Origin of the sequence: Methylorubrum podarium, assembly GCF_022179745.1 — a bacterium.
GTDB classification, from domain to species: Bacteria; Pseudomonadota; Alphaproteobacteria; order Rhizobiales; family Beijerinckiaceae; genus Methylobacterium; species Methylobacterium podarium.
Window position 1 is genome coordinate 1 of record NZ_BPRD01000172.1, and the last position, 12,762, is coordinate 12,762.

Sequence of the window (12,762 nt, forward strand, 5' to 3'; positions counted from 1 at the left end):
AGCCCGGCGGGCGCTTCCTGTGTCTGGAATTCTCGCGGGTCGACCTGCCGGTTCTCGAAAAGATCTACGACGCCTACTCCTTCCACGTGATCCCGCGCATCGGCGAGCGGGTGGCGGGCGACCGCGAGTCCTACCAGTACCTCGTCGAGTCGATCCGCAAGTTCCCCTCCCCCGAGGCCTTCGCCCGGATGATCGAGGCGGCGGGCTTTGCGCATGTCAGCCACCGCCGACTCTCGGGCGGCATCGTCGCGATCCATTCCGGCTGGAAAATTTCTTGATTTTTTCTCAGCCTCAGACGCCGCCGGTGCCCTCGCTCTTCGAGCGACTGCCGCAGAGGTGGCGATAATGCTCGGCGCGGTCTTCCACCTCGCCCGCGGCGCCCATGTCGGCTTCGTGCTCGCCCGCGAGGGCGGGCTCGCCCTGATCGACGCGGCGCAATTGCCGCCGCACCTGCGGCTCGCGCTGAAAGTCGGCCGCCTCCTGGAGCGGCGCGGCATCGCCGCGGCGCCGGGTGCCAGCCCGCTGGAGCGGGCGCTGACCCGGCTCGGCCCCTCCTACGTCAAGTTCGGCCAGTTCCTGGCGACCCGCCCCGACATCGTCGGCATGGCCGCCGCCCGCGACCTCGAGCGGCTCCAGGACCGGGTGCCGCCCTTCCCCCAGGGCGTGGCGATGCGGGTCGTCGAGGCGGAACTCGGCAAGCCGGTCTCGGTCCTGTTCACCGCCTTCAGCGAGCCGGTGGCGGCGGCCTCGATCGCCCAGGTCCACAAGGCGACGGTGCTCGACGCCGACGGCACCCAGCGCACGCTGGCCGTGAAGGTGATGCGGCCCGGCGTGCGCGAGCGCTTCGCCAAGGACCTGCAGGCGATGCGGTTCATGGCGCGCATCGTCAACGCGCTGCTGCCGGATGCCGAGCGCCTGCGCCCGCGCGAGGTCGTCGAGATCCTGGCCCGCTCCGTCACCATGGAGATGGATTTCCGGCTCGAAGCGGCGGCGATGTCGGAACTCGCCCAGAACACCAAGGGCGACGAGGACTTTCGCACGCCGCGGCCGGAATGGGCGCTCACCGCCCGCGACGTGCTGACCTCCGAGTGGATCGACGGCGTGCGCCTCAACGACCGCGCCGGCATCGTCGCGGCGGGCCACGACCCCAGGGCGCTCGGCCGGGTGGTGATCCAGTCCTTCCTGCGCCAGGCGATCCGCGATGGCTTCTTCCACGCGGACATGCATCCCGGAAACCTGTTCGTCGATCCGCAGGGACGGCTGGTGGCGGTCGATTTCGGCATCATGGGCCGGCTGGGCCATGCCGAGCGGCGCTTCCTCGCCGAGATCCTTCTCGGCTTCATCACCCGCGACTACCGCCGGGTGGCGCAGGTGCATTTCGAGGCCGGCTACGTGCCGCGCCACCACTCGGTGGACGACTTCGCGCAGGCGATCCGGGCGATCGGCGAGCCGATCCACCAGCGCCGGGCCGACGAGATCTCCATGGCCAAGGTGCTGACCCTCCTGTTCGACGTGACCGCCCTGTTCGACATGAGCACCCGCACCGAACTGGTGATGCTGCAGAAGACCATGGTGGTGGTGGAGGGCGTCGCCCGCTCGCTCGATCCGCAGCTCGACATGTGGACCGGCGCCGAGCCGGTGGTGCGCGCGTGGATCACCCGCCATCTCGGCCCCGTCGGCCGGCTGGAGGGCGCGGGCCGCGCGGCGCTGACCCTGTCCGAGGTCGTCTCCGACATCCCCGACATCGCCCAGCGCATCCGCCGCATCATGATCCGCCTCGACGAGGAGGGCTCGCGCGACACCAAGGCGATCGAGCGGCTGGTCAAGCTGGAGCGGCGCCACGCGATCCTGACCACCCTGGCCCTGTGGGGGATCGCGGTGGGGGCGCTGGTGCTGGCGTTCCGGTGAGGATCTTCTCAACCGCCGGATTTCCCCTACACTCCCCTCCCATGACCGACCTTCTCGACAAGGCGATCACCGCCGCCCGCAAGCTGCCGCCCGAGGTGCAGGACGCGATCGCACGCATGGTGCTGAGCTACGCGAGCGAGGAGCAGGCCGTCTACCGCTTCACCCCGGAGGAGGAGGCGGAGTTGGACGAGTCGGAGGCGGCCGCGGCGCGCGGCGATTTCGCGACCGACGAGGACGTGCGCGCCATCTGGGCCAAGCACGGCCTGTGATATGGTCCCCCGTTAATCACTGTGTATTCTGACAGACTCCGTCATCGCGAGCGTTAGCGAAGCGATCCAGGGCGCGACCTATCCAGAGATGTCGAGCGCTGGATTGCTTCGGCTTCGCCTCGCAATGACGGAGGAGACACCGAAGCCATCAATCGAAAGTGTGGGAGTCCGTGCATCAAGCAACAGAGGCAGTTTCGGAACTCACCACTTCAGCCTTGCGTGTTCCGCCTTCGGCGTAGAACCGAGCCGTTGCACGAAGTCGTTCCGTCAGGTCGTAAATGTGATCCAAACTGTCGATGCGGACCCGCTCTTCTTTATCACCATCGAAAAGTCCGACATACTTGATGGAACGATTGAAGTGCAGCCGAGCGAGAGGCTTGCGATTGTTGTTGTCAATTAGAATTCCGCAATAACTTCTCTGATCGCGCATGATGACGCGGTCAGCTTTTATGACCTCTCTCACGATGGCGCGAACGATCATGAAGCCCTCGCGCTCTTCATCGGTTGTAACGATTTCGGCATCTTCCACAGCTGGCTGCGTTTCGGCGATATCAAGGGCAGCCGTATCGGCAAGCGCATTTGACAGACGGGCTTGAACAGAGTCCCGAATAATTTCGCGAAAGGCGGCTTTGACCAGCGGAGTAAGCTGTTCTCTCACTTGCGCTGTGAAGCGACCGGATTGGACTGGCGCGACGACCATCCGAACAAACTCTTCGGAGGGTGACTCCAGCAGGCCCATGATTTCTTTCTTGATAAGGGATGTATATTTAAGCCTGTGCGCAGATTGGAGGATGGCATCTTCATTGAAGCTGCTCCGCGCAAATTTCGTCAGTTCAGCAACAGTTTGCGCATGGATATCTGACATCTCGAAGGTCAAGAACGGACGATCATCGAGCTTATTGGGCGCCTCTAAATCCGTATGAAAATGAAACGTTCGACCGTTTGTTAATATCGCAAACTTGGCGGACGTGACGGAAAAATAACGATAAAGCTGAGCCAGATGAACTTTTTCTAACTTTGTCGTGATTGGCTTACACTCTATCAATATTCGGATGTCGCCATCGAACTTGATCGCATAGTCAACTTTCTCGCCCTTCTTTCCGACAGCGTCGGCTGTAAATTCGGGAACAACCTCATTGGGATTGAAAACGTCGTAATCGAGCGCCGCAAGGAATGGCAACACGATTGATGTCTTTACTGCTTCCTCGGTGGCCATTGCGCTGGAATGTGATTTGATGCGTTCGGCAAGTGTACGCAGCTTCTCCTCAACGCTCACGCCAACCCTCCCCATCCTGATTCGCCCCCGGATAGTGGCACCACATCAACTTCAAGTCGATATTTGTACTCGCCCAACCGTCCTGTATCGAAGGCAAATTTTGTTGATGGGGTCACGGCCATAAGATTCCGCAACCTCTGCGATGGTTCAACGTACGCGCCTTATCTGAGCCACGGCCGCTTGCCCGAGGAACCTCGCTTCTCACCCTTGACGCGCGCCTCGCGATTCCCCGTTCTGCGCCCATGTCGTCTCCGTCCGCAAAATCCCTCGCCGGCCGCCGCGTCCTGCTGATCGTCGGCGGCGGGATCGCCGCCTACAAGGCGCTCGACCTGATCCGGCGCCTGCGCGAGCGCGGGGCGCAGGTGCGCCCGCTGCTCACCGACGCGGCCCAGGAATTCGTGACGCCCCTGGCGGCCGCCGCGCTCGCGGGGGAGCGGACGCATACCGACCTGTTCGACCGGGAGAGCGAGGCCGAGATCGGCCACATCCGGCTCGCGCGGGACGCCGACGCGATCGTGGTGGCGCCGGCCACCGCCAACCTGATGGCGCGGATGGCGACCGGCCACGCGCCGGACCTCGCCTCGACGGTGCTGCTCGCCACCACCCTGCCGATCCTGATCGCCCCGGCGATGAACGTGCGGATGTGGCTGCATCCGGCGACGCAGCGCAACCTCGCCACCCTGAAGGCCGACGGCGTCGCCGTGGTCGGCCCCGACGAGGGCGCCATGGCCGAGGCCGAGTTCGGCCCCGGACGCTTGGCCGAGCCGCAGGCGATCGCCGACGCCCTCGAAACCCTGCTGGCGCAGCGCGCCGTGGGCCCCGGCCTCGGCTTCCTGACGGGACGCGAGACGGTCAAAAAACCGCTGGCCGGGCGGCACGTGCTCGTCACCTCGGGGCCGACCCACGAGGCGATCGATCCCGTGCGCTACCTCGCCAACCGCTCCTCGGGGCGGCAGGGCCACGCGATCGCCGCCGCCGCGGCGCAAGCCGGCGCGCGGGTCACCCTGGTCTCGGGGCCGGTGGCGATTCCCGATCCGGCGGGCGTCACCGTGGTGCGGGTCGAGAGCGCCCGCGAGATGCTCGCCGCGGTCGAGGCGGCCCTGCCGGCCGACCTCGCGATCTTCGCCGCCGCGGTCGGCGACTGGCGCCCGGCCGAGACGCGGGCGGGCAAGATCAAGAAGGACGGCAGCCTCCCCGCCCCGCTGCAGCTGGTCGAGAACCCGGACATCCTCGCCACCATCGCCGGCCGCAGCGAGGGACGCCCGCCGCTGGTCGTCGGCTTCGCCGCCGAGACCGACGACGTGATCGGCAACGCCCGGAGAAAGATCGCGCGAAAAGGCTGCGACCTGATCGTGGCCAACGACGTCTCGGCGGAGGGCGGGGTGATGGGCGGCACCGAGAACACGGTGCACCTCGTGGCGCGCGAGGGCGGCGTCGGAAAAGATATCGAAACCTGGCCGAAGCTCGGCAAGGAGGAGGTCGGGCGGCGGCTGGTGGCGCGCTTCGCGGAGTTGCTGGCGGCGACGTCGCGCTGAGCCTCACGCCTCGGCCGCAAGAAAGGCAAGACAAGAACGCGCCGATCACCCGGGGAACGAGAATGTTCCTCGGCGAAAGACTTTTAAGTTTTCCCCTGCTCAGCTTGCTCTCTTCGACCCCGTGCCCAGATCCCTCCTCCACGCCACTCACAGCGACAGGAGCGACATCATGGCCAAGGCCGACCGGCACAGCATGGGTCCCGGTGCGCAGGGCAAGGGCGACGGCACCGGCGCCATGACCGAGCTGCCCGAGGGCATCCTCGGCGAGAACGAGGTGCTGAGCAACCGCGACAAGTCCCGGCACTCCGACGAGCGCGGCCTCGACAGCCGCCACGTCCAGACCGAGCAGTACCACGACCATGTCGGCGCCCGCCGAAGCGGAGGGCGCACGGGCGAGGAGGAGGCCAATTCGAGCGGCCCGGCCGGGCCGATGACGAACACGTCGGGCGACGCCGGCAGCCTGCGCGCGAAGCAGCGCGGCTGAACCCGCGGCGTCGAGGGGGCGGTGCCCCCGGCCCCTCGACGCCCGCGGTCAGATCTGGCGCAGGAACAGGGCGGTCGCGGCGGCGCGGCGGACGAGGGCGTTGCGCGCGTAGATCCAGGTCGGGCCGCCCTGGATCACGTTGCGGCTCAGGGCCCGCTTGAAGTCGAAGACGCCGCGGTTGCCGGCCGGGTCGACGCCGCCGAAATCGAAGCGGCGGGCGCCCTCCTGCCGGGCGCGCTCGATGATCCGCCACACGGCGAAGCTGGCCGCGCCGGTCGCCCGGGCGCGCTCGTTGGAGGCCGTGAAGAAATCGGTCCAGCGCTCCCGCGCGGTGTGGACGATGCGCACCAGGATCGGCTCCCCGCCCTCGCGGATCTCGAGGAAGAGCAGGTGCGGGTCGGACGCGGCGAGGTCGCGATAGGCGGCCGTGTCGAGGTCGCCGGAGAAGCCCTTGCGCTGCTGCAGGGCGGCGTACATCCGCACGAAGGTGTCGTAGGCCCGCAGGCGCTCGTCCCGGTCCGTCAGGAAGACCGCCGCGAGACCGGGCTGGCCCTCCGCCTTCTTGACCTCCCGCCGCCAGCGCCGGTCGGCGGCGGCCAGGATCGCGTCGGTGCCCGGCGTCAGGTCGAGCTCGATCGTGTGATCCTTGCCCCCGATGACGGGCACGAAGGCGTGCGCGAGCAGGGCGGTGACTCCCTCCGGGTCCTGCGGCCGGTAGCTCTTGACCGCGAGCACGTCCACCGGGCGCAGGGCGAGATGGTCGAGGAAGGCGGCGAGCACCGCCTCCGCCCGCGACTGCCCGCGCAGGGTGAGGACCGGCCCGCCCTGGACGAGGATCCGGCGCAAGGGACCCGACCGGCGCTCCTGATACTGGATGTAGGCGAGATCCTCGCCGTTGTCGCACAGGGCGACCCGCCGGACGGTCCAGCCGAGCCGGCTCTTGTAAGTGCCCCAGCTTCGCGCCGCGTAGATGTTGGCTTCAGGCTGCTGCCAGAGCGCCTCGTCCCAATCCGCGGCCTCCGAACGGTCGATGACCGCGACCTGAGCTGCCATGAACCGTCATCCCTTGTCCGCTCGCCCCGTGCGCTTGCTCTCTGCGCTCATCGGGCCGGCCGCTCCCGAGCCGCCGCCTCCGACGCCGATCCGCCCTCGAGAAGGCTTGGCCGTATCACGGGCCCGGATCCCCAACGTCATCGAAAGCGAATGTATCCACTCTCCCGGTTGCATCTGCGTAGTCTGCGCCGGGCCGGTCCTCCGGCGCCCAGATCCGGCGGTGTCGGCGGGGAGAGGCTTGCGGGCGAAGGCTCCGGACGGCTTGATGCGGATCGCGACGGACGCCGCCCGGGGGCGGATCATGATGGAGGATCGTCATGGCGGATGAGGGGACGGAGACGCGGGCGCAACGCCTGGAGCGGTTCCGGCCGGCCTCGGGGATGGTGACGCCGCGCTTCTCGGGGATCGCGAGCTTCATGCGGCTACCGGTGCTCGATCCGGCCGAGGCGGCGGGCGAAGGCGCCGACCGGGTCGAGATCGGCCTGATCGGCATCCCCTTCGACGGCGCCACGACCAACCGGCCCGGCGCGCGGCTCGGGCCGCGGGCGGTGCGCGAGGCCTCCACCGGGACGCGGGCGCTCAACCCCGTCACCGGCGTGGCGCCCTACGCCCTGGCGGCCTGCGCCGATCTCGGCGACGTGCCGGTCAACCCGGTGGACGCCGCCGAGACGGCCCGGCGCATCGAGGCGTTCTACCGGCCACTCGCCGAGGCCGGGATCGTGCCGCTCACGGTCGGCGGCGACCACTTCGTCACCTATCCGGTGCTGCGGGCGCTCGGCGCGGCCCGCCCGCTCGGCCTGATCCATATCGACGCCCACAGCGACACCGATGACGCGCAGTATGACGGGTCGCGGCTGACCCACGGCACGCCGTTCCGGCGCGCGGTCGAGGCCGGGGTGCTCGATCCGCGCCGCTGCATCCAGATCGGCCTGCGCGGCAGCATGGACGCGGCCGACGAGCACGACTGGGCGCTGGCGCAGGGCATGCGCATCATCGCCATGGAGGAGGTCTGCGCCCGCGGCCTGCCGGAGGTGGCCGCCGAGGCCCGCGCGGTGACCGGCGAGGGCCCGACCTATCTCAGCTTCGACATCGACGCCCTCGACCCCGCCTTCGCCCCCGGCACCGGTACGCCGGAGGTCGGCGGCTTCACCACGCGGGAGGTCTTGCACCTGCTGCGTGCCCTGCGCGGCCTCGATCTCGTCGGCGCGGACGTGGTGGAGGTCGCCCCCTCCCTCGATCCCGCCGGCATCACGGCGCTGGCGGGCGCCGGCATCGCCTTCGAGATCCTGTGCCTGCTGGCCGAGGGGGTTGCTGTACGACAATCCGTTGCCTGATCGGGTTTCGAAAGGGCGAGCCCTTTCGCGGATCCAGGGCAGAGCCCTGGAACGATGCCGGGGCTCTGCCCCGGCACCCCGCCGAAGGGATGATCCCTTCGGGATCCCGGGATCAGTCGAGCACGGACGGGCCGCCCGCGGCGGTGCCGGCACGGGCGATGATCGGGCGGTAGACCCGGAGCAGGTCGGGATCGAGCTGGCCGGCCTGGGCCTCCATGATCGCGGCGGCCTCGGCGGCGGGAAGCGGCGGCCGGTAGACCCGGCGCTCGGTCAGGGCCGAATGCACGTCGCAGATCGCCACGAGCCGCACGAGATCGCCGATCCGCGGCCCCGTCAGGCCTTCCGGATAGCCGGACCCGTCGAGGCGCTCGTGATGGTAGCGCACCACGTCGAGGATGTCGGGACCGAAGGCGGCCTCCTTGGCCAGGAGGTCGGCGCCGAGGGCGGCGTGGGTGCGCATCACCGCCATCTCTTCGGCCGTGAGGGCGCCCGGCTTGTTGAGGATGGCGTGGGGGATCAGGGCCTTGCCGACGTCGTGCAGGAGCGCGGCCTTGGCCAGACGCTGCCGGTCGCCCCGGGAGAAGCCGAGTTCGGCGGCGAAGGCCGCGGCGAAGCCCGCCACGCTCAAGGAGTGCTGGTAGACCTGGATGTCGTGGCGCCAGACGAGGTCGAGCCAGGGGCGGATGCCGATCTCGGACACCGTGTCGAGCACGATCTGCGTGCCCTCCTCGGCTTCCGCCGGGCTGGGCGGACGTCCGGCGGCGGCGTTGTCGAACAGATGCGTGACGAGGGCGGTCGCCCGCTCCACCCGCATCTCGGGGGGTGCGCTGCCGGTTGCGGGACCGCCCCGCGCCATTCTCGCCTTCCCCTCCGCGACGAGGCGTTGGAGCGTCGGGACGATGCCGGCGGATTGGCGCGGGTCGACCACCGTCGGCGTGCCGAGCAGGGTCACGGCCGCGGCGTCCTGGGCCGCGTTGCCGCGGGCGAGATAGAGGCAGGGCAGCCCGCTCTCGCGGATCTTCGCGGTGAGCCAAGTGACCCAGGCATGCCCCCGGTCGGCGCCTCGGTCGGCGGCCAGGTCGGTGGCGAGATCGACGACGAAGGCGATGAGCCGGCCGGCCGGCAAGCCTGCGCCGGGCTCGATCACGCGGCAGGGCAGGACGAGGGCGATGCCGCGGGCCAGACGCTCCGCCCGCTCGCGGCGGTCCGAGACGAGGACGACGACATCCTCGGAGCGCCCGTCCCGGCGTCGCTCATGGGCGTCTTGACGTCCCTGTCGGTCCCGAGCTTCCCGCATCGATCATCCATCGGCCGCAAGGCCCGTGGTGGACGCGAAGCGGTATCCTGCCCGGATACATCAAAAGTGTTGCGAAAAGCTTCGCGTGGCCCCGATGATGCAACCCTGGCGTATTCGCGCAATGCAGAGCCTCGCGGCCGGCGCGGCTGTAGCCTCTCCGAAAGACGCCGTGCGCCCCGGTCCGAGGACGGAGCCCGGGACGATACTCTAGATCATTGAATTCGCGAGGGATTCTCCTAAGGTTTCGGCTCTCGTCCTCCGCGCCGGGCCGGATCCTCCCTCCCTCAGCCCACCCGGTCCGTTCGATAGGGCGGGGAGAGCCGGTTCCGGCCCGGTTCGGGCGGGGACCGGGTCACTCGGCAGCGGTCGGATGCCGGTCGAAACCGGCGGCGTTGGCGGGCACGCCCGGACGATAGGCCTCGTCCTCGCCCTCGTCCGGCTCGTCCGGATCGCCGACGAAGCGGCCGAACAGGCGCACGAACAGCCGCGACAGGTCGTCGACCAGCAGGAAGATCGCCGGCACGAAGACGAGCGAGAGCCCCGTCGAGACGATCAGCCCGCCAATCACCGCCACCGCCATCGGCGCGCGGAACTCGCCGCCGATACCGAGGGCCATGGCGGAAGGCACCATGCCGGCGGCCATGGCGATGGTGGTCATCACGATCGGCCGCGCCCGCTTGCGCCCGGCATCGACGATCGCCGTGACGCGATCGACGCCGCGGGCCATCTCCTCGATGGCGAAATCGACCAGCATGATCGCGTTCTTGGTCACCACGCCCATCAGCATCAGGATGCCGATGACGACGGGCATCGAGATCGGCATGTGGAAGACGAGGAGCCCGAGGATCGCCCCGCCGATGGAGAGCGGCAGCGAGAACAGGATGGTGAGCGGCTGCAGGAAGTTGCCGAACAGCAGCACGAGGACGCCGAACACCATCATCAGCCCGGCGCCCATGGCGAGGGCGAAGCCCTCGAACACCTCGCCCATGATCTCGGCGTCGCCGGTCTGGCGGATGGTGACGCCCTCGGGCAGGTTCGTCGCGGCGGGGAGCGCCATCACCTGCTCGATGATCGAGCCGAGCGCGTCGGAGCCCTGGAGGTCGCCCTCCACGGCGACGCGCACGGTGCGGTCGTAGCGGTCGATGGCGGTGGGGCCGCGCCCGAGCGTCAGGTCGGCCACGGTGGCGAGCGGCACCGCCGCGCCGGCCTTCACCGGCACCTTGAGGCTGGCGATCTCGGGCAATTGCCCGCGCAGGCGCTCCGGCAGCATCACCCGGATCGGGATCTGGCGATCCTTGGCGTTGAACTTGGCGAGGTTGGCCGCGATGTCGCCGATGGTGCCGACGCGCACCGTCTCGGCGATGACGTCGGTCGAGACGCCGAGATCGGCGGCGACGCCGGCTTTGGGGGTGATGCGCAGCTCGGTGCGATCGAGCGGCGCGGTCGAGATCACGTTGACGAGGTGGGGCACGCCGGCCGCCTCGCGCTGGAGCCGGGCGGCGACGTCGGCCACCACCGCCTTGTCGGGCCCCGACACGATCAGCGCGAATTCCCGCTGCCCGCCCTCCTGCAGCGACCAGAAGCGGATGTCGGGCACCTGCCGCAGGGCGTTCGAGATCTTGAGATCGACCTGCTTCTGGGTCAGCGCCCGCGCGTTCTTCGGCACGAGGTTCACGGTGAGGCTCGCCAGCCGCACCTCCTTCTTGCCCGGAAGCTGGCGCCCGCCATCGACGAAGACGCTTCTGACCTCGGGCATCGTCCGCAGGGTCTCGACGATCCCGTCCGACACCCGCTGGGTGTCGTCGAGGCGGGCGCCGGGGGGCAGTTCGACCACGAACATCGTGCGCGCGGCGTCCTCCGCCGGGATGAAGCCCGCGGGCAGGAGCCGGGTCGAGGCGATCGAGCCGGCAAAGCAGGCGAGCCCGAGGATCAGCGTCAGGACTTTGTGGCGCACCGACCAGGCGACGAGGCGGGTATAGGCCCGCATCACCGGCCCCTCGCGCGCGTGGTCGGGACCGTGGTCGCGCAGGAAGTAGGCGGCGAGCAGCGGCGTGATCAGGCGGGCGACCAGCAGCGACACGAACACCGCGGCCGCGATGGTGAGCCCGAACTGCTTGAAGTACTGGCCGGCGATGCCGGGCATGAAGGAGACGGGGGCGAAGATCGCGATGATGGTCGCGGTGATGGCGATGACCGCGAGCCCGATCTCGTCGGCGGCTTCGAGCGCCGCGCGGTAGGCGGATTTGCCCATGCGCATGTGGCGGACGATGTTCTCGATCTCGACGATGGCGTCGTCGACGAGGATGCCGGTCACCAGGGTGATGGCGAGCAGGCTGACAGCATTCAATGAGAAGCCGAGCGCGCTCATCACCCAGAAGGTCGGCAGCACCGAGAGCGGCAGCGCCACCGCGGCGATCAGGGTGGCGCGCCAGTCCCGCAGGAACAGGAACACCACGATCACGGCGAGCGCGGCGCCCTCCATGAGGCCCATCATCGCCGAGTGGTAGTTGCCGATGGTGTTGACGACGCTGGTGTCGATCAGGTCGAAGCGCACGCTCGGATTCTCGGCGTGCAGCGTCTCGATGCGCTTGGCCACGGCGACCGCGACCTCGGCGTCGCTCGCCCCCATCGCGCGGGAGATGGCGAAGCCCACCACCGGCTCGCCGTTGAAGCGGGCGAAGGTGCGCGGCTCCTCGGCCGAATCCATCAGGCTCGCCAACTCGTCGAGACGCACCTTGCGCCCGCCCGGCACGACGATGGAGGTCGCCCCCAGCGTCTCCAGGCTCGACGAGGCGCCCAGCGTCCGGATCGACTGCTCGCCGCCCGCGAGCTCGCCGCGCCCGCCCGCCATGTCGGCGGAGGTGAGGCGCAGCTGCCGGTTCACGTCCGCCGCGGTGATGCCGAGGGCGAGCAGCCGGTCGGGCTTGAGGGTCACGCGGATCTCGCGAGCGACGCCGCCCAGCCGCTCGACGCCGCCGACCCCCTTCACCCCCTGGAGCTGGCGAGCGACCACGTCGTCGACGAACCACGACAGGTCTTCGGGCGTCATCGCCGGCGCCGAGGCGCCGTAGATCATGATCGGCAGGCCGGCGATCTCGACGCGGCTGATGATCGGCTCGTCGATGGTGCGCGGCAGGTTGATGCGGATCTTCGAGATCGCGTCCTTCACGTCGTTGACGGCGCGGTCCTGGTTCACCTCCAGGCGGAACTCGATCGTGGTGATCGAGGACCCTTCCGAGATGGTCGAGAGGACGTGCTTGACCCCCTTCACCCCGGACACCGAATCCTCGACCCATTTCGTGACCTGGGTCTGCAATTCGGACGGGGCGGCGCCGGACTGCGTGATCGTCACCGAGACGATCGGGATGTCGATGTTGGGAAAGCGGGTGATCGGCAGGCTGCGGAAGCTGACGAGCCCGAGCACCATCAGCACGAGGAACAGCACGAGCGAGGGGATCGGCTTGCGGATCGCCCAGGCCGAGACGTTGAGGCGCATCGTGTGTGATCCTCAGCGGGTTCCGGCCGCGGCTTGGGGTCCGGCGGGAAGCACGGGCCGCACCCGGTCGCCGTCGCGCAGGAACGAGCCGGCGCGGGCGACCACGGCCT

Annotated in this window: 10 protein-coding genes; 6 read left to right on the forward strand and 4 right to left on the reverse strand. The window is 69.1% G+C overall.

All coding sequences use genetic code 11. The annotated features are described in order from the left end of the window. The 3 genes from MFF42_RS09015 to MFF42_RS09025 form a co-directional block, all read left to right on the forward strand. A partial coding sequence (locus MFF42_RS09015) for a class I SAM-dependent methyltransferase (protein WP_238255431.1) occupies positions 1–278 on the forward strand: 278 nt, incomplete at its 5' end. A 67-nt stretch (positions 279–345) separates the two neighbouring features. Beyond that, positions 346–1,908 carry a 2-polyprenylphenol 6-hydroxylase gene (gene ubiB / locus MFF42_RS09020; protein WP_238255432.1) on the forward strand — a complete coding sequence of 521 codons (1,563 nt, stop codon included), beginning with the start codon at positions 346–348 and terminating at the stop codon, positions 1,906–1,908. Between the two features lie 41 nt (positions 1,909–1,949). Then, positions 1,950–2,177, forward strand: coding sequence for a hypothetical protein (locus tag MFF42_RS09025; RefSeq protein WP_238255433.1), 228 nt, complete (start codon positions 1,950–1,952; stop codon positions 2,175–2,177). 175 nt (positions 2,178–2,352) lie between these two features. Here MFF42_RS09025 and MFF42_RS09030 read toward each other — a convergent pair whose 3' ends face one another. Next, entirely contained in the window at positions 2,353–3,453 is a 1,101-nt protein-coding gene (locus MFF42_RS09030; RefSeq protein ID WP_444980416.1) for a type I restriction endonuclease, read from the reverse strand. Between the two features lie 242 nt (positions 3,454–3,695). Between MFF42_RS09030 and coaBC the strand changes: the two genes are divergently transcribed. Further along, entirely contained in the window at positions 3,696–4,988 is a 1,293-nt protein-coding gene (gene coaBC, locus MFF42_RS09035; RefSeq protein ID WP_238255434.1) for a bifunctional phosphopantothenoylcysteine decarboxylase/phosphopantothenate--cysteine ligase CoaBC, read from the forward strand. A 169-nt stretch (positions 4,989–5,157) separates the two neighbouring features. Continuing rightward, the gene (locus MFF42_RS09040; RefSeq protein WP_238255435.1) at positions 5,158–5,472 is read left to right on the forward strand and encodes a hypothetical protein; all 315 of its coding nucleotides are present in this window, start codon (positions 5,158–5,160) and stop codon (positions 5,470–5,472) included. Positions 5,473–5,520: 48 nt separating this feature from the next. Here MFF42_RS09040 and MFF42_RS09045 read toward each other — a convergent pair whose 3' ends face one another. Then, positions 5,521–6,525 carry a lipid II:glycine glycyltransferase FemX gene (locus tag MFF42_RS09045; RefSeq protein WP_238255436.1) on the reverse strand — a complete coding sequence of 335 codons (1,005 nt, stop codon included), beginning with the start codon at positions 6,523–6,525 and terminating at the stop codon, positions 5,521–5,523. A gap of 317 nt (positions 6,526–6,842) precedes the next feature. Here MFF42_RS09045 and speB point away from each other — a divergent pair, with 317 nt between their 5' ends. Beyond that, positions 6,843–7,859 (forward strand): agmatinase, encoded by a 1,017-nt coding sequence (gene speB / locus MFF42_RS09050; protein WP_238255437.1) that lies wholly within the window; start codon positions 6,843–6,845, stop codon positions 7,857–7,859. 112 nt (positions 7,860–7,971) lie between these two features. Here the strand turns inward: speB and MFF42_RS09055 are convergent, their stop codons facing one another. Then, positions 7,972–9,156, reverse strand: coding sequence for an HD-GYP domain-containing protein (locus MFF42_RS09055; RefSeq protein WP_238255438.1), 1,185 nt, complete (start codon positions 9,154–9,156; stop codon positions 7,972–7,974). Between the two features lie 352 nt (positions 9,157–9,508). After that, a complete protein-coding gene (locus MFF42_RS09060) occupies positions 9,509–12,652 on the reverse strand; it encodes an efflux RND transporter permease subunit (RefSeq protein ID WP_238255439.1) in 3,144 nt (1,047 codons plus the stop codon). Positions 12,653–12,762: the final 110 nt, after the last annotated feature.